14 protein-coding genes are annotated in these 16,313 nt (G+C 66.4%); 6 read left to right on the top strand and 8 right to left on the bottom strand.

Going from position 1 to position 16,313, the window contains the following annotated elements:
- The first annotated feature begins 53 nt into the window (after window positions 1-53).
- The gene (locus ACIBK2_RS43585) at window positions 54-1,271 is read left to right on the top strand and encodes an MFS transporter (RefSeq protein ID WP_396976767.1); all 1,218 of its coding nucleotides are present in this window, start codon (window positions 54-56) and stop codon (window positions 1,269-1,271) included.
- A 10-nt stretch (window positions 1,272-1,281) separates the two neighbouring features.
- Here ACIBK2_RS43585 and ACIBK2_RS43580 read toward each other — a convergent pair whose 3' ends face one another.
- From ACIBK2_RS43580 to ACIBK2_RS43565, 4 genes are all read right to left on the bottom strand, one after another.
- On the bottom strand, window positions 1,282-3,309 hold the full coding sequence (locus ACIBK2_RS43580) for a LuxR C-terminal-related transcriptional regulator (protein ID WP_396976765.1): 2,028 nt from the start codon (window positions 3,307-3,309) through the stop codon (window positions 1,282-1,284).
- A 229-nt stretch (window positions 3,310-3,538) separates the two neighbouring features.
- Window positions 3,539-4,480 (bottom strand): hypothetical protein, encoded by a 942-nt coding sequence (locus ACIBK2_RS43575; protein ID WP_396976763.1) that lies wholly within the window; start codon window positions 4,478-4,480, stop codon window positions 3,539-3,541.
- Window positions 4,481-4,483: 3 nt separating this feature from the next.
- Entirely contained in the window at window positions 4,484-5,533 is a 1,050-nt protein-coding gene (locus ACIBK2_RS43570) for a 3-oxoacyl-ACP synthase III family protein (protein ID WP_396976761.1), read from the bottom strand.
- Window positions 5,534-5,622: 89 nt separating this feature from the next.
- Complete coding sequence (locus ACIBK2_RS43565; RefSeq protein ID WP_396976759.1) at window positions 5,623-6,459, bottom strand: SDR family oxidoreductase; 837 nt, start codon at window positions 6,457-6,459, stop codon at window positions 5,623-5,625.
- A gap of 523 nt (window positions 6,460-6,982) precedes the next feature.
- Between ACIBK2_RS43565 and ACIBK2_RS43560 the strand changes: the two genes are divergently transcribed.
- Window positions 6,983-7,303, top strand: coding sequence for a hypothetical protein (locus tag ACIBK2_RS43560; RefSeq protein WP_396976757.1), 321 nt, complete (start codon window positions 6,983-6,985; stop codon window positions 7,301-7,303).
- 305 nt (window positions 7,304-7,608) lie between these two features.
- Here the strand turns inward: ACIBK2_RS43560 and ACIBK2_RS43555 are convergent, their stop codons facing one another.
- Entirely contained in the window at window positions 7,609-8,505 is an 897-nt protein-coding gene (locus ACIBK2_RS43555; RefSeq protein WP_396976755.1) for a helix-turn-helix domain-containing protein, read from the bottom strand.
- 145 nt (window positions 8,506-8,650) lie between these two features.
- Between ACIBK2_RS43555 and ACIBK2_RS43550 the strand changes: the two genes are divergently transcribed.
- From ACIBK2_RS43550 to ACIBK2_RS43535, 4 genes are all read left to right on the top strand, one after another.
- The gene (locus ACIBK2_RS43550) at window positions 8,651-9,412 is read left to right on the top strand and encodes a nuclear transport factor 2 family protein (RefSeq protein ID WP_396976753.1); all 762 of its coding nucleotides are present in this window, start codon (window positions 8,651-8,653) and stop codon (window positions 9,410-9,412) included.
- On the top strand, window positions 9,412-9,735 hold the full coding sequence (locus ACIBK2_RS43545; protein ID WP_396976751.1) for a MoaF-related domain-containing protein: 324 nt from the start codon (window positions 9,412-9,414) through the stop codon (window positions 9,733-9,735). Before ACIBK2_RS43550 ends, ACIBK2_RS43545 begins: the two co-directional genes overlap by 1 nt.
- A 916-nt stretch (window positions 9,736-10,651) precedes the next feature.
- Entirely contained in the window at window positions 10,652-11,146 is a 495-nt protein-coding gene (locus ACIBK2_RS43540) for a helix-turn-helix domain-containing protein (protein ID WP_396976837.1), read from the top strand.
- 133 nt (window positions 11,147-11,279) lie between these two features.
- Complete coding sequence (locus ACIBK2_RS43535; protein ID WP_396976749.1) at window positions 11,280-12,731, top strand: glycosyltransferase family 39 protein; 1,452 nt, start codon at window positions 11,280-11,282, stop codon at window positions 12,729-12,731.
- Window positions 12,732-12,780: 49 nt separating this feature from the next.
- Here ACIBK2_RS43535 and ACIBK2_RS43530 read toward each other — a convergent pair whose 3' ends face one another.
- From ACIBK2_RS43530 to ACIBK2_RS43520, 3 genes are read right to left on the bottom strand one after another with little or no spacing between them, the layout of a single operon-like run.
- Window positions 12,781-13,800, bottom strand: coding sequence for an ABC transporter permease (locus tag ACIBK2_RS43530; protein WP_396976747.1), 1,020 nt, complete (start codon window positions 13,798-13,800; stop codon window positions 12,781-12,783).
- Window positions 13,797-14,765, bottom strand: a complete 969-nt coding sequence (locus ACIBK2_RS43525) for an ABC transporter permease (RefSeq protein WP_396976745.1) — start codon at window positions 14,763-14,765, stop codon at window positions 13,797-13,799. The genes ACIBK2_RS43530 and ACIBK2_RS43525 overlap by 4 nt, the downstream gene beginning before the upstream one ends.
- A complete protein-coding gene (locus ACIBK2_RS43520; protein ID WP_396976743.1) occupies window positions 14,758-16,293 on the bottom strand; it encodes a sugar ABC transporter ATP-binding protein in 1,536 nt (511 codons plus the stop codon). Before ACIBK2_RS43520 ends, ACIBK2_RS43525 begins: the two co-directional genes overlap by 8 nt.
- Window positions 16,294-16,313: the final 20 nt, after the last annotated feature.

Genomic DNA, 16,313 nt, shown 5'->3' with positions numbered 1-16,313 from the left:
TTGCAACCACACTTGTTCGAGCTGTTCCCGCCGTATTCGTGCGAGGTGTGCCGATGAGCCAAGCCCTGCGGCAGGTACCCGGTTTCGGCAGGCTGATGCTCGGGCGCACGCTGTCGTTCCTGGCCACCGCGCTGGTGCCGATGGCACTCACCCTCGCGGTGATCGATGCCACCGGCCGGGCAGGCGACCTCGGCCTCGTCCTCGCCGCGGAGTTGTTCCCGCAGTTGGTATTACTGCCGATCGGTGGCGTGCTGGCCGACCGATTCCCGCCGCAGAAGGTGGCCTTCGCCGCGGACCTGACCCGCAGCCTCGCCCAGCTCGGGATCGGCATCGAATTACTGTGCGGCGCAGTCCGAATCACCGATCTGGCGATCCTCTCGGCGATCACCGGCATCGGCATCGCCTTCGGCACTCCAACGATGTCACCGCTCATCTTCGCGACGGTCCCGCAGGCACATCGGTTGCAGGCCAACAGTTATCTCGGCGTGGTGCGCGGCGTCACCCTGGTCGCCGGGCCCGGCGTCGCCGGCGTGCTCGCGATAACCGTCGGCCCCGGTTGGACATTCATCGTCACCGCCGCAGTGTTCGCGTTCGCGGCCTGCACCCTCGGCGGACTCCGGCTCGCACCGCGCCCGATCGTCGAGCACCCGGTCTCGTTCTTCCGGCAGCTGGCCGACGGCTGGCTCGAGGTACGCAGCCGAACGTGGTTCTGGTCCAACCTGATCGGGCACGGCGTCTCGAATCTCGCCGCGGGCGTCCTCATGACCCTCGGCCCACTCATCGCGGTGCGATCACTCGGCGGCGAGGCGTCCTGGGTGCTGATCTACCAGGCAGGCATGGCCGGAGTGGTACTCGGCGCCCTGATCGCACCACGGCTACGAGTACAACGCCCACTCGTCCTGACCTCGTTGTGCGGCACCTTGTTCGCCCTCCCGATGATCAGCTTCGCGACACTGAGCCCAGTGTGGGTCGACGCCATCACCTACGGAGCCGCAATGCTCGGCGTCGGCCTCCTGAACACGGTGTGGCAGAACACAATCCAACGCGAATTCCCCCCCGACGCCCTAGCCCGCGCCGATTCCTACGACGTCCTATTCTCACTAGCCGCCCGCCCCCTCGGCACAGCCTTCGCCGCCCCCATCGCCGCAGTCACCGGCAACACCGCCCCCCTCCTGACCATGGCCGTCCTGGTCGCGGTGGTAAACCTGGCGATCATGGCGCTCCCCGACGTCCGCGCGATGACCACCGAGAAGGAACCGACACGGCGATAGCCTGCCCGGACTAGCCGATCGCGGAGACGGACGAGCCCGTCGGGGTGTCCCCGAGGACGAAGGTCAGTTCGCTGCGGCGGGCGATGTCGAGTTTGCGGTAGACGCGGGTTAGGTGTTGTTCGACGGTGCTGGTGGTGATTTCGAGGGCGGCGGCTATGTCGCGGTTGCGGTTGCCGTGGGCGGCTAGTTCGGCGACGCGGCGTTCGGCGGGGCTGAGGGTGTCGAGGCCGTTGGGGTGTGGGCGTAGTCGGGGAGCCGGGCGGGCGGTGTGGTGTGGGCGGTCGCCGAGTAGGTCGCGCAGTAGGGGTGCGGCGCCGCAGGAATCGGCGAGGCGGGTCGCCTCGCGGATCAGCAGGCGCGCCTTGTCGTAGTCGCCGACGGCGCGGTGCGCGGCGCCGAGTTCGCCTAGGGTTGTTGCCAATTCGAGGTCGCAGCCGCCGGAGCGGGCGATCGCCGCGGCGTCGCGTAGCAACCGGACCCGCTGGTAGCGGTCGGCGGTCGCGGCGAGCAGGCGCAGCGATACGCCGCCGGTGCGGTGCCGGGTCGCGGTGCCGAGCAGCTCGAGATGGCGGGTCGCGACGGCGCGCGCGTGCTGGTCCTCGCCGAGCGCAAGGTGGGCTGCGGCGACGTCGTTGCGCCACGGCACCAGCCAGGCGAAGTCCATGTGCCAGCGGCGCATCAGGTGGCCGCAGCGGCGGAAGGTACGCAGCGCCTCGGCGGCGTCGCCGACGGCAAGGTAGTGGTGGCCCCGCGCGTGCAGGTAGGGCAGCCCGAAGCGCGACTCGAACATGGCGCGGGGCACGGGTCTTCGTAGTTGTGCCTCGGCGTCGGCGTGCCTACCGGTCAGCGTGCACGCGCGCACGAGTGCCGCGACCGGTGTCCCGATCCAAACACCGAGCTGTTCGGCGGGAACATGATTCAATGCGAGCACCGCGTCCTCGGCCGCAGCCGCCGCATTGCCCTTGCGCAGCATGGTTTCCGCGCGCAAGCCCGCGAAGATCGACTGCCAGGTCGGTGCCTGCCGCGCCTCGGCCTCGGCCAGCAGCGAGTCGCACCACGCCGCGGCGGTATCGAGCCGGTCGGTATAGATCAGGCAATGCACCGCTGCCGCAAGGGTTTCCACGGTGCTCGGGTCGAGCCGATGACAGGTGAGTAAACGCTGTGCCAGGGTGCCGGTTTCGTCGCCGGGACGCCCGGTGAACAGCCCCGTCAACAGTTCCGCGCCGAGTAGGTGCGGTGACGGTAGCAGCACGTTCGCCGGACGTCGCAGCGCCTGCCCCGCGAGCAGCCGATGGTGGCGTTGCGCATGCGGCGGATGCGCGGACCGCAGCCACGCACAAAGAAAGTCCACCTTCGGTGCCGCTTCGTCGAGCTGTTCCCAATCCAGTTGTCCGAGAGCCTGATCCGCGTGCTGGGTCTGACCGTGCCAGAGCAGGAACATCACGGCGGCGGGCAAGCCCGCGGCGGGCACCCGGCCCGCTCGCACGGCCGCGCGCATCCGGGTGTAGTTCCGTGTTCGATTCGACGGGCTGAGCCGCCATTCGGCCCGGACCAGGCGGATCGCGATGGCGGCCCGCTCCGCCGGGTCACGCGTGGCACGGTAGGCCAACTCCAGTCGTTCCACCGCGCGGTCGATCTGGTCGTTCGCCAACGCCGCCGCAGCGGCGGTGAGCAGCACCCCGGCCGCCCACGGCTGGTCGGGGACACCGGCTGCGACCAGCTGATCCGCCACAGTGTCCGCTGAAAACCCTTTGTCGTGCAACAACTTCGCCGCACGCGCGTGCAGCTCACGGCGGACCTCCGCCGGAGTGTCACGCAGGATCCGCTCGGCGAGGTCGAAGTCGTCGAACAGCGCCCGCGCGGACGACCCGGCGGCCAGCTGCCGAACCGCCGTGCGCACCGCCGCCTCGTCGGCGGCGAGCAGCTCGGCGACCAAGCCGACCGTGCTCGCGCCGCCGAGCACGGCCATCGCCTGGCCGACCCCGGATTCGCCGAGGGTCGACCACTGCTCGCCCTGTGCTGCGATCTGCCGGTGCATACCCGAGCCCCCTTTGTCGATGCGGTGTGCCCGACTGGGGAAGAGCACCATCGAAGAGAGCAGCTCGGGTGCGCTGAAGATGCGGCATCGTCGCAGCAGGGACGTCACCGGACGCCCCATTGATCCAGCCGGTGCCCATAGCGTAGGTCGCCGACCGCGCCCTGTCATCGAATCATGGTGACAAGATCGCGGAAACTTTTCCGACACGAATGACGGAATCCCAGTAACATCAACGTCTTTCGCTGCCAAAAGCACCGCCGACGCCCACCGTGGCGACGGCCGCCGACTGCGGATGGTAGGCGAGACAGGCCGCCGCGGCCTCGTCGGCGGCCAGGAACAGCACCGAGGCGGCGGTGTCGAGCACACCGGATTCGCGCGCGTTCAGATACGCGTGCACGGGCGCCGCCGTGTACGGGTCGCCGACCGCCGGAGCGACGCCGATCACCGATTCCATTGACAGTCCCAAAGTTTCGGCCAGCTCGGCCCCGAATCCCACCACCGGGGCCGGCGCGAGCAGCACCGCTCGCCCCTCGGCGAAATCGTCGCCGTCGAGGCCCTCGTCGGCCATGCAGGCCCGGACGGCCGACGCCGCGAGCTCGATCGACTCCTGCGCGCCGGGCCGAATCCGCATGGCCGAGCGGCCGTTCGCGCCGGCCTCACCGAGGTTCACCCAGGCAGACGGTTCGGCCGACCCGCCGGTCTCCCTGCTGTGCAGTGGACAGAACCCGCCCGCGGTCGGCGAATTGCCGAGCAGCAGAGCCGCGGCCCCCGTGGTGTATGGGAACCCCGCGACATAGCGCTTGGTGGACGGATGGGTATCCCCCGCCACCAGCAACGCATACTCCACATCGCCGGTGGCCAGGAAGCATTCGGCGGTGTTGATGGCGTGCAGCAGACCGGTGGCGCCGTGCATCAGGTCGAAGGAGAACGCGGGCACCCGGCCGGGCTGGTATTCCAGGCCGAGCCCGATCCGCTTCTGGATGAGCGCGGACACCGCGGGCTCGGAAATGTTCTCGTCCCGGAAGACGCCGACGTTGATCAGCATGCCGACCTCGTCGACCGAGACATCCGAACCGGCCAGACAGCTGCGGGCCGCGCGAGCGGCCAGTTCGAAATAGCTGCCGGTGTCCAGATCGGTGTTGGTCGCGGCCGCGATAATCGTGGTACCCATGGCTTACGCCTCCAGACGCGAAATAGTCGCGGCTAGATGGCCGGAAACGAGGCCCGAAGCCGCGGGAATCATGAGGACCTTCGATCCTCGGGGAATTTTCTGCTGCTCGAGATACTCGTGCAGCACCAGGAAATGTGACGTCGACGCGGTATTGCCGAAGTCGTGCAACACATTCAGGGCCTGCGGCATCGGGGTGCCGAAATGCTGCTCGGTCAGGTGTCCGAGGTACTCGATGACCGGCCCGCTGAATTGGTGATGGATCCAGTAGTCGTATTTCTCGCCCTCCCAGGTGCGCCCGGTCTCCTGCAGGAAGGTGTCCAGGCGCTTGATCGCCTGCATATACCTGCCCTCGTTCTGCATGGCGCGGTTGTCGGTGTAGAGCGCGATCCCGGACGACCGGTCGCTCGGCATGCCGAGGCAATGCTCGGCCCCTTCGGCGGCGGTCATCAGTTCCACGTAATGGATTTCGTCGTGATCGTCGCCGCGACCGTCGAGCACCACGGCCACCGCCGCGTCGCCGACGGTCAGTGCCGCGAATTGCGGGTCGTACGGTTGACTGATCTCCCGCACGGCGGTCTCCGCGATCGGTGTGATCTGTTCACCGCTCACCACCAGCCCGTTGCGCACCACCCCGGCCTTGATCATCCGGTCCAGCACCAGCACTCCGGTCATCATGCCCGCGCACGCGTTGGAGACGTCGAAGTGCCGGGCCGACGTGGCGCCGATCGCGTTGCCGAGCATCAGCCCGAATGCCGGTGCGTAGCAGAAGATTTCCTTGCCTCGGGTGCGGGTGATGGAGGCCGAGATGACGATGTCGAGCTCGGCCGCGGTGTAGTCGGAATGCCGCAGACAATCGTCGATGGCCCGCAGCGCCAATTCGAACGACGATTCATAGTGGTCCGGACGCGAGTCGTAGACTCGCCGATTCTTGATCCCGGTTATCCGCTCCAGATCCAGCGACCTCGGCACGGCCAGACTATCGATCAGCTCCTCGGTGGAACGGATGGTTTCCGGAGTGTACGAGCCGATCGACTCGAAACGCGTACGCTGCATTGCCCCTGCTTTCTGCAGATCAGCCGATGACAAACATGTTGTGTCGCTTGCTAATTCCGACAACGTTGTCGTTGACTGCCCAGCCCCTGCTAGTCGGCGGGCGCGACCAAGGCCGCGCTCACCTGGCACAGCCGCTGCCCGAGCGCGTCGTCCCGCGCACGACGCGACGGAGTCTTGATGCGGTTCTTCTGGAAGTAGGCGCCGGTCACCGCCTCGACCTCGGGGTCGGTCGCGAGATAGCTCAGCGCCCGGCCACCCTCCTCGACCGGGATCATGAACAGCCGCTTGGCCACCGCGACCAGCGGCTGCCCGAACCACGGCAGCGAATCCCAGATCCCGCTGGCCACCGCGCCGGGATGAAAGGCATTGACCGTCACGCCGGTGTCCTCGACCCGACGCGCGAGTGCCCTGGCGTACAGGATATTGGCCAGCTTCGATCGGCTATAAGCCTGCTCACCCGAATATCCACGCTCTAGGCCGAGGTCATCGAAATCCAGGGTCGCGCCGAAATGCAGCACCGACGACGTGAACAGCACACGCGAGGGCGCACTGCGCACCATCAGATCGATGAGCAGCTCGGTGAGCAGGAACCCACCGAGGTGATTGACCCCGAACGTAGCCTCCACACCGTCCTCGGTCTCGACCCGATCCCGGTGATACCCGCCCGCATTGTTGGCCAGCACATCCAGCCGGTCATATTGCGCCAGCACACTTTTGGCGAGCTGCCGGATCGAAGCCTGCGACGCGAAGTCACATTCGAGGGTATCCACACCACCCGCACCCGCAGCCCGCACAGCAGCCGCTGCATCGGCCAACTTCCCCGGATTCCGCCCGACAAGCACCAGCCGATCCCCACCCGCCGCACACTGCCGCGCCGCCGCAAGGCCGATACCCGATGTCGCCCCCGTGATCAGGATCGTCTTCATAGCCGATCACCCTGCCACACGATTTCGGCCACTCGACGATATCGACGAACCCCCACCACACTCCTGAAAGATGCTGCGCAGGAACAACATCTGCCGAAATACGCAGGTCCGGCACCGCCCAATCGACTCACCCGACCTCCATCGCCGCCACCGCGAGCGTCACCGCAAGGCCGCGGGTAGGGGGTTATAGGGGGTATGCCCCGCGCCCCACCGAATCACCGCGCCATCGCAAGTGTGACCGATCGCCCTATCTGTCACCTGATCAGGCAATCTGTCACCGAGCGTTTGCTGGGGTATCACTGTGGCTCGGAGTTGCCCCGCTCGGCGGCAGTAGCGGGTGTTCCCAAGTGAGATCGCGCTCCCAGCGTTAACCATGCGGGCTTGATACGTCGCTGGGTTGTTGATCTGGTCGGGTGGAACGGCTCCGATGCCCCCTTGCCAGTGGGACGATTCGTACGGGACGCCACGCGGCCCGTAGCGGTATCGCTCAGTGCGCCAAGTATTTCCAACTGTAGGAGTGCTCGTGACCATCAATGAAACTGAACCCGCCGCAGATTTCGCGAGCGACGGTATCCAGCAAATTCCGGCGACAGTGCCTCAAGCGCCGCCCGCCCCTTTGCCGCCTGCCGCCGCAGAGGCCCGCGATCAGCTGTTGCGTGCGATCGGTCGCGAGGCCGAGCAGGTCGTGACCACCAACCCTGGTCACGCGTCTGCGGCCCTGGTCGAACTTGCCAGCGCTTACGCACTGGTGGCCAACGGAACCCCGTCGGGCACCGTGCCCGTCCGGGTAGGTAGCCGCAGTGCGGAATACGGAGGGGCGACGAATCCGGCGTACTTCAGCTGAGATAGATGGCTGGGTGTGTGTTCGGCATGCCGAGCACACACCCGGGTCACTTGTGGCCCGCACGGTCATCGGCAGATCTGGACGTTCGCCGAGCGTTCGGCCGACCACTTGATCAGGGTCGGTCGAACGCCCGCACATCGGCAATTGAGTGCGTTTGCCAGGCTGCGGCCGAGGCTCTCAGAAACGAGCGGGTCGCGGATTATCGCTCGCCGTAGGCTCCGGTAGAACCTCCGAGGCCAGACGTAGTTGCTTCCGCGCGGGCGTGTCAGTGCGTTCGGCCGCGCTCGGCTCGGCTGGGCGTTTGTTCATTGTCCGGTGTGCCCGCGGATCGTCTCGCGGAAGGCGATGGGGGTCTGGTCGGTGCGTTGGTGGAAGTATTTGCTGAAGTGGGTTGCGCTGGCGAAGCCGAGGTGGTCGGCGATGCGGGCAGCGGTCTGATCGCTGTGTGCGAGTAGGCGTTTGGCTTCGAGGATCAGGCGGCGGTCGATGAATTCCTTGGCTCCTATCCCGGCGGCGGCGAGGGTGGCGCGGGATAGGGTTCGGGCCGAGTAGCCGAGGGTGGTGGCGTAGTCCTGCACTCGGCGGGTGTGGGTGAAATTGTGTTCGACGGCGTCGCGGAAGCGCAGGTAGGTGGGGTCGGGGTTGCTGGCGGGTTGGTCGGCCGGCGCGGTGAGGTGGGCTAGGCGCAGCACGAGAACCGACAGCAGGTGGCGCAGGGCTGCGATGTGGACGTCGAGCGGCAGGTGACCGAATGCGTGGAATTCGGCGATGAGGTGATCGGTGGCCAGCCGCAGAGCGTCGGCGTCGCTGGCGAGGGGTTGATGCAGGACGGGGGCGTGGGTGTCGTCTATACGGGCCGTGGCGACGGTGGCCGGGGTGAGGAAGCTCTGCTGGAACAGGATCAGGGTGCCTTCGGCGCGGGTGAGTTCGCCCCATTGATTGACCTGGCCGGGGCGTATCCACAACCAGGAGCCGGGTTCGAGGGTGTGGGTGGTGAAGTCGACCGTGTGTCGCAGCGTGCCGGCGGTCAACGTGAGCAAGTGGTGGAACTCCGGTCGCTGCGGTACCGCGAGCTGCGCGGTCGGCACCCGGTGGCGCAGCTCGGCCAGGGACAGCACTTCGACCCCGGCCGGGGTTCCGGCGGGGGCGGTGAAGGAGATCGTGGGGATCGGTCGGGCAGCAGTATGTCGGTTTTTGACCATAACTAGTCACGAGCGTATCCGGTTGCAGGTGCTAGTGCCTCGTAGCTTGGAGTTGGTTGATCTTTCCGACGCCGGTTCGATGTCGGAAAGTGGCAATTCTGTCGAACCTGCCCGATCCACTCGATACCCAAGGAGCGCCGAAGATATGAGCAACGCAGAGAACATCGTCCTGACCGCCGCCACCGAGCTGTTCGGCAAGAAGGACCCGAGCGCGGTAGACCGCTGGGTCGCGCCCGACTACAAGCAGCACAGCTCCTTGGCCGCCGACGGCCCCGAGGCCCTGCGCAAGCTGGTCACCGGACTCGGTCCCGACTTCCACTACGAGGGCGCCCGCGTCATCGCCGATGGCAATCTTGTTGCGCTGCACGGCGTCTACACCGGTTTCGGCCCTGACCCGCTGGTCGGCTTCGACATCTTCCGTGTCGATGCGAACGGCAAGCTCGCCGAACACTGGGACGCCCTGACTCCGCTCGTGCCGAACACCGCCTCCGGGCGCACCCAGACCGACGGCCCCACCGAGGTTACCGACAAAGACAAGACCGAGGCCAATCGTGCCCTGGTCACCGAGTTCGCGCAAAAGGTCTTCGTCGACGCGGACTATTCGGTGCTGACCGACTACATCTCCACCGAGACCTTCCACCAGCACAACCCGGAAGCCGCCGACGGCCTGGCCGGTTTCGGTGCGGCCGTGGCGAAGTGGGGCGAGCAGGGCAAGAAACTGGTCTATAAGAAGGTGCATAAGGTCATCGCCGAGGGCGATTTCGTCCTGCTGCAGTCCGAGGGCGAGTTCGGTGTCCCGGTGGCGTATTACGACCTGTTCCGCGTCCAGAACGGCAAGCTCGTCGAGCACTGGGACGTCATCGCCCCCATCCCGGCACAGCTGCCACACAACAACGGCCTGTTCTGATGAGTGGCCTCACCTACGCCGGCCGAACCCTGATCTTCCGGGTCGACAACGGAGTCGTTTTCCGTATTTCTTACTCCGCCGATGGTGCCACCCTGCATTACGAAACCCTCGAGGGTCCGGCCAAGGGTGCACAGGAAACGGTCGCACTGCACGCCGCCGAACTCGGCCCCGGCAACTTCATGCTCGGCTGGGTCGAGAAGTCCGGCATGTCGATCACCCACGTCATGAATCTCACCGCCCGGACCGTACATGCCTTCTGGACCTACCAGGACGGAGGTAGCCGCGTCGCCGAACTCCACACCGGAACCCTCGAACCTGCCTGAACCGGTGGAACTACCCATGCTCAACAATGCCGACAACACCAGCCAGGACCCGTCAATCCGCTACCCGTGCAATCCAATCAGGCCGTGGCTCCGAATCCCTGATGGCGCATCCCTTTGCACGCGCCATTCGGATACGAGCGTCGCCGAAGCGCAGAACCTCTGCGCTTCGGCGACCGTATGTCGAGTTCGACGTGAGCCACGTGGTCACCCACGCGCTGAGCCGTTCCGCGTGATCGACACCCGACCAGGTCGGCGACCATCCGCAATTCGGCAATATCGTGCGTTGCGAAGCCTTGTCGACCAACAGATTTGGACGGCCGACCAAACGCGCGGCATGTCCGGACATTCGACGACCGCATCAGTGCCCTGTGTCGCTCAGGGCCCTCAACGAGCCGCCTCGGACATGCGCCAAATGCCGAGCCCTCCCTCGCACTTCGAAACCTCGGCGACTGGTGACAGATGTGGTTGTCAGTCACAGCAAGAGTGGCGAGACCGTCAGCCGTCTGCCGACGATTCCCCTTCGTTCTCGATTCGCTGCCGAATCGCTTCTACCGTGCGGTCTTTCGGGTGCGCTCAGGCCAGAGGACTGCCGTGATGACTACCGCCAATGGCAGACCGATGACGATGACGTACCCGAGCGTGATCGCGTTCATCGAATCTCGGCGTCTACGACTGACAACCTGCGGAGATGTTCGACATTGCGTGGCATGAGTACGCCCATTGCCCGCCCCCTTCGGCAGTGCGGTTGGTGGCGCCCGCAGCCGGGGATGTAGTGCCGGCGGCAGGGCTGAAAGCACACTATGAGTGCAGCATTGGCCGATGCCATATTTGATCCAACGGGACACACCGGACACCTTCACCCGTCTGTTCGCCGAAGCTCACACCTACGCGTGGCACTTGGAGACCCGGGACGACTATCGCGCTGCCGAGGGCGCGGGCTACGACCCGTGGGTTCCACTGGTGCAGGACACCGTGGCGCGCGGGGTACAGATTCAGCGCACGTCGCGCACTCGGCGAACGACTGCGCGAGCTACGACGCGACGCCGGGCTGTCGGGCGTCGCCTTGGCATCGGCCGCGGACTGGCAGGGCTCGAAGGTTTCGAAGATCGAGCACGGCAGACAGACGCCGACCGAGGCCGATATTCACAAGTGGTGTCGCTGGTGTCGCGCCGACTATGCCGAACCGGATCAGGCACCCGCAACGAACTTCGTGATCCATGATCGCAAGGTGGTATTGGTCGAGACCGTCGCCGCAGAGCTGACCATCACCCGGCCGTCCGAGATCGCGCTGTACGAGAAGTCCTTTGCCCTGTTGGCCGCGCAAGCCGTCCACGGTGCTGCTGCCCGAGCCTTGATCGGAGCCGCCCTGACAATTCGTACCGAGAGCGGTGATGCCGGCGCCCCGGGCTGATGGGATTCGTCATCACCAAGGATGAGGTTGGTCCTACTCGAGTCGTACGAAGACCGGGTGCGGCGGTTGATGTGGTTGGGTGCTGGTGCTGGGCAGACTCTTCGTGACTTGGTCCAGCGACGGAGGTCGAAACATGCAGCTCTCGGTGCGGTCCCGCCCAGACACCCCGGTCGTTCCCGCGTTCGCTGGACGGGCCGTCCTCGTGATCGCGGCCGTGGTCGCACTCGCCCACTTCGTCGGTAGTTTCGGCGGCGGCTACTGGTTCGACGAGGCCTACATGCTGGCGATCGGGCGGAATCACCTGGACTGGGGATCCGCCGACCAGCCGCCGCTGGCACCGGCGTTGGCGGCGGCACTGGATTGGCTCGACCCGGGATCGGTCGTGCTGATCCGGGTGCCCGCGGTGCTCGCGACAGCGGCCGCGGTCGTGGTCGCGGCCCTCATCGCCAGGGAACTCGGCGGTGATCGGCGCGCGCAGACGCTCACGGCGGCGGCGCAGGCGACCGCACTGTGGGTGACCATGACCGGCCACTGGCTCACTCCCTACACGCTGGAACCGGTGCAATGGCTGTTGCTCGTCTGGTTGCTGGTGCGCTGGGTTCGGGTGCGGGATGATCGGTTGCTGCTCGCGCTCGGTGTGGTCGCCGGGATCGCCGCCGAGACCAAATTCCAAGTGCTGCTGCTGTGCGCGGTGCTGCTGGCCGCGATTGCGATCTTCGGTCCACGAGAACTGCTGCGTCGTCCGATGCTGTGGCTGGGAGCCGGAGTCGGCCTGCTCATCGCGCTGCCGACCTTGCTGTGGCAGGCCGCGAACGGCTGGCCACAGCTGCGGATGGGTGCGGTGGTGGCCGGGGAGGCGGACGCGCTGTCCGGCGGCCGAGCGGGCGTGGCTTTCTCGCTGATCGTCATGGCGGGCATCGCCGGAACAGTGCTGTCGCTCTACGGGTTATGGCGGTTGCTGCGCGCCGACGAACTGCGCGCCTATCGCTTTCTGGGCGTGACCGCAGTGGTGCTGTACGTCTTCTTCGTCGTCACGGTCGGCCGCCCCTACTATCTCGGCGGGCTCTACGGAGCACTGTGTGCCGCAGGTGCACTCGGATTCCAACAGCGCAGGTTGGCAGGCGGTCGCCGCGGCTGGGTGGTGTGGCCTGCCTACGTGCTGAGCATCGCAGCGGCCGCAGGCATGCTCGCGGTCGCCGCGGTGTCGACCAAAACCGATGTCCCCCAAGCGATCGTGCAACGAACCGTCACCGCCTATCAGGCGCTACCAGCCCAGGATCGCGACAGCACCATCGTGATGGGCCAGTCCTACATCATCGCCGCGTACCTCGACGTATACGCACGTCCTGGCGAACTACCGACGGCATACAGCACCAACCGGAGCTACGGCTATTTCCCGCCCCCACCGGACTCGGCACGCAATGTCCTCTACATCGGTACCGCGCCCGACGAACTCCGCGACCATTTCGCGTCGTGCCGCAAGCTGATCGATGACGATGAGGATCAGGCGGTCTGGCTGTGCAGCGACCGGCAGGCCTCCTGGCAGGACCTCTGGCCACAGCTGCGGCACCTCGACATGACCTGACCCGCAACGACAATCGAGGGCTTGCATCGTCAACGATGTTGAGGCGCTGTCACTCTCGGCGCACGTACCCGAGCAGCCGCTGCAACACGACCACGACCAGCAGGAAAGCACCGCTGACCACGGACTGGTAATTGCTGTCGAGAGTGCCGATTTCGTTGATGATGTCCTGAATGACGTTGCGCAGCAGGACACCGAAGATGGTGCCGATGACGGTGCCTACGCCGCCCGTCAGCAGCGTGCCGCCGATCACCACCGCGGCGATCGCGTCCAGCTCGGTGCCGACGCCGATCACGGTGACCCCGGATTCCAGATAGGCCGCGGTCATCGCGCCCGCGAACCCGGACAGCAGTCCGCTGAGGGTGTAGACCAGGATCTTGGTCCGGATGACCGGCAGACCCATCAGTACCGCGGAGCGTTCGGAGCCGCCGGTCGCGAACACCACCTGCCCGAAGGCGGTGCGCCGCAACAACACCGCACCCGCCGCGAACAGCAGCAGGGTGAGATAGACCGGATAACCGATGCCGAACACCGTGCCGCGGCCGATCTCCAGGAAGGCCTGTCCGCGTTCGATTTTGTAGGTTGTCGCGCCTTCATCGGTAATGGCAAGCAACAGCCCACGGGCGAACAGCAAGGTCGCCAAGGTGACGATGAACGGCGCCATGCCGGTTCGAGCCACCAGTATGCCGTTGATCATGCCGATGAGACCGCACACCGCGAGCGGCAACAGCAACGCCGTCACGAACCCCCACTGCGATCCGTACGCGGCCAGTACCCCGCCGAGCGCATACACCGAGCCTGCCGACAGGTCGATGCCACCGGAGATGATCACGAAGGTCATACCGAGCGCGATCACGGCGAGGAACGAACTCTGCATCGCCAGATCGCGCATATTGGTGCCGCTGCCGAAGTGCGGCAACGTCATCCAGGCGACACCGGCCACAGCCACGAAAACCACTGCGGCGGGCTGCTTCTGCAGTAACTCGAGCAGGAACCGAACGCCTTTGACGGCGGTCGATTCGGCAGCGTCGGCGCGAGCCCGGCGATCGGCCGGTCGGATCGTAGTGCTCATCGGCTGTTCCGCTCCCGCGCGACATACACGGCCGCGACGATGATGACCGCCTGCACCATCTGCGCGGTCGAGGACGGTAGATCATGCTTGATCAGGGTGGCGAGCACCAGTTGCATGAGCAGCGCACCGGCCACGGTGCCGACCACCCTGACCTTGCCGCCGGTCAATGGCGTGCCGCCGACGACGACCGCGGTGATGGCCGAAAGTTCCATCAGCAGACCGACATCGGCCGGATCACTGGCGCGCAGCCGGGCGGTGGCCAGCACCCCCGCCAACCCGGCGCACACGCCGCAGATCGCATAGACGGTGATGAGCACCCGCCGGACCGGCAGTCCGGCCAGCTCGCTCGCTGATCGGTTGCCGCCGACTGCCACCAGCTGACGACCGAAAGTGGTTCGGCGAATGAGCAATCCGGTACCGACAGCAAGCACCGCCGCGATCAGCACGCTGATCGGAATGCCGAGCACGTCACCGGAACCGAGGGTGAGGAAAGACGCGTTCTTGATGTCGACGAGCTGCCCGTTCGCGATCACCAGCGCCAGTCCGCGCCCGCCGACCAGTAAGGCCAGCGTGGCGATAATGGGTTGAATCCCGATGCGCGCCACCAGAATTCCATTGAACACCCCCGCCACCAGACCGACCAGCAACGCGACGAGCACCGCCGCCGCGGGCCCGTAGCCGAGGTATTGCGGAATCATCGCGGCGGCCAGCGCCATCACCGCGCCGACGGACAGGTCGATGCCCTCGGTCCCGATCACCAGCGCCATACCGAGCGCCACGATGATCACCGGCGCCGCCTGCAGCAGCTGGGTGCGTAAGTTGTTGAGCGTCAGGAAGTTCGAGGTCGCCACCAGGTTGAACAGGATCAGCCCGCCGAGCGCCGCGTACACGCCGTACGCCTGCAACCAGACCGTGGTCCGGCCCCGCCACGCAGGCGGCCGCCGGACAGCAACCTGCTCAATCATCTGCTTCCCCTTCGGCTTCCGGTGCCTCGGCGAGCGCGGCCAGCACATTGCTCTCGGTCAGCTGATCGCCGACGAGTTCACCGACGGTCGCCCCGTCACGCAGAATCAGCAGCCGGTCGGCACCGTCGAGCAACTCCTCCAACTCCGAGGAGATGAGCACGACGGCCAGCCCCGCGTCCGCGAGCTCGTCGATCAGCGCCTGCACCTCGAGTTTCGCGCCGACGTCGATGCCGCGGGTCGGCTCGTCCAGCAGTAACAGCTTGGGCTGCAGGCACAACCAGCGAGCGAGCATCACCTTCTGCTGATTGCCACCCGAGAGCTCGGACACCTTCTGCTCCGGACCGGAAACCTTGATCCGCAGCCGGGTGATGAAGGTGTCGACGATCCGATCCTGTTGCGCGCGGCTCACCAACCCGAACCGCGACAGCCGCGGCAAGGCGGCGAGCACGATGTTCTCCCGCACCGACAGCTCCGGGATGATCCCGTCCGCCCGGCGGTCCTCGGCCAGCATGGCGATGCCTGCCGCGATCGACGCGGGCGTACTGCCGGATCGAACGGTCTTACCGCCGATGACGACCGATCCGCGGTCCAGCGGCAGCGCCCCGAAGATGGCCCGCGCGGTCTCGCTGCGCCCGGAACCCAAAAGCCCGGCCAGTCCGACGATTTCACCCGCACGCGCGGAGACCGAGACACCGGCGAGCCGGTGCCTGCTGACCAGATCCTCGGCGCGCAGCACCTGCTCGGCCGCAGCATGTTGATCGTCGCTGAAGTTGGTGGCACCGTGCGCCTTGAGCTCGCCGATATCGCGGCCCAGCATCATGGCAATCAGCGGCAACCGCCCGAGTTCGGCCAGCGGCCCGGTATGCACCTGCTTGCCGTCCCGTAACACGGTGACCCGGTTGCAGATTCGATAGAGCTCGTCGAGCCGGTGGCTGACATAGACGACGGCGATCTCGCGTTCGTGCAGGCGCTCGATCACCTCGAACAGCGTCTCCACCTCGCGCGGCTCCAGCGCGGAGGTCGGCTCGTCCATGATGACCACCCGCGCGTCGATCGACACCGCGCGAGCCAGCGCGACCATCTGCTGCGCGCCGACACCGAGGCTGCGCAGTGGCTTCCGGACATCGTCGGCGATGCCGAATCCGGCGAGCAGCTCGGCCGCCATCCGATACATCCGCCGTTGATCGATGAGCCCCAACCGATTTCGCGGTTCGCGACCAAGGAAGACGTTGTGCGCGATGCTCATCATCGGGATGAGATCGACCTCTTGGTAGATCGTGGAGATGCCCGCCCGCTGCGCGTGTAGCGGGGTCGGGAACACCGCGGGCTCGCCTCGGTAACGCAGCTGCCCACCGTCGAGCTGGTAGACGCCGGTCAGCGCCTTGATGAGGGTGGACTTGCCCGCGCCGTTCTCACCGACGAGCGCATGGACCTCACCGGGGCGCAGGGTGAACGACACGCCATCGAGCGCGCGGGTGCCGCCGAACTCCTTGCGCGCCTCGACGACCTCGAGTATCGGTTCGATCATCGGAATCTGCTTGCCGGAGC

It is taken from the genome of Nocardia sp. NPDC050175, from assembly GCF_044459885.1.
GTDB lineage: Bacteria > Actinomycetota > Actinomycetes > Mycobacteriales > Mycobacteriaceae > Nocardia.
This window is presented reverse-complemented; position numbering and strand designations above follow the sequence as displayed.

Coding starts and splice junctions, on each gene's coding strand:
- ACIBK2_RS43580 (WP_396976765.1), bottom strand. CDS start 3,309: ATGCACCGGCAGATCGCAGCACAGGGCGAGCAGTGGTCGACCCTCGGC.
- ACIBK2_RS43585 (WP_396976767.1), top strand. CDS start 54: ATGAGCCAAGCCCTGCGGCAGGTACCCGGTTTCGGCAGGCTGATGCTC.
- ACIBK2_RS43520 (WP_396976743.1), bottom strand. CDS start 16,293: ATGATCGAACCGATACTCGAGGTCGTCGAGGCGCGCAAGGAGTTCGGC.
- ACIBK2_RS43535 (WP_396976749.1), top strand. CDS start 11,280: ATGCAGCTCTCGGTGCGGTCCCGCCCAGACACCCCGGTCGTTCCCGCG.
- ACIBK2_RS43550 (WP_396976753.1), top strand. CDS start 8,651: ATGAGCAACGCAGAGAACATCGTCCTGACCGCCGCCACCGAGCTGTTC.
- ACIBK2_RS43545 (WP_396976751.1), top strand. CDS start 9,412: ATGAGTGGCCTCACCTACGCCGGCCGAACCCTGATCTTCCGGGTCGAC.
- ACIBK2_RS43555 (WP_396976755.1), bottom strand. CDS start 8,505: ATGGTCAAAAACCGACATACTGCTGCCCGACCGATCCCCACGATCTCC.
- ACIBK2_RS43525 (WP_396976745.1), bottom strand. CDS start 14,765: ATGATTGAGCAGGTTGCTGTCCGGCGGCCGCCTGCGTGGCGGGGCCGG.
- ACIBK2_RS43575 (WP_396976763.1), bottom strand. CDS start 4,480: ATGGGTACCACGATTATCGCGGCCGCGACCAACACCGATCTGGACACC.
- ACIBK2_RS43565 (WP_396976759.1), bottom strand. CDS start 6,459: ATGAAGACGATCCTGATCACGGGGGCGACATCGGGTATCGGCCTTGCG.
- ACIBK2_RS43570 (WP_396976761.1), bottom strand. CDS start 5,533: ATGCAGCGTACGCGTTTCGAGTCGATCGGCTCGTACACTCCGGAAACC.
- ACIBK2_RS43530 (WP_396976747.1), bottom strand. CDS start 13,800: ATGAGCACTACGATCCGACCGGCCGATCGCCGGGCTCGCGCCGACGCT.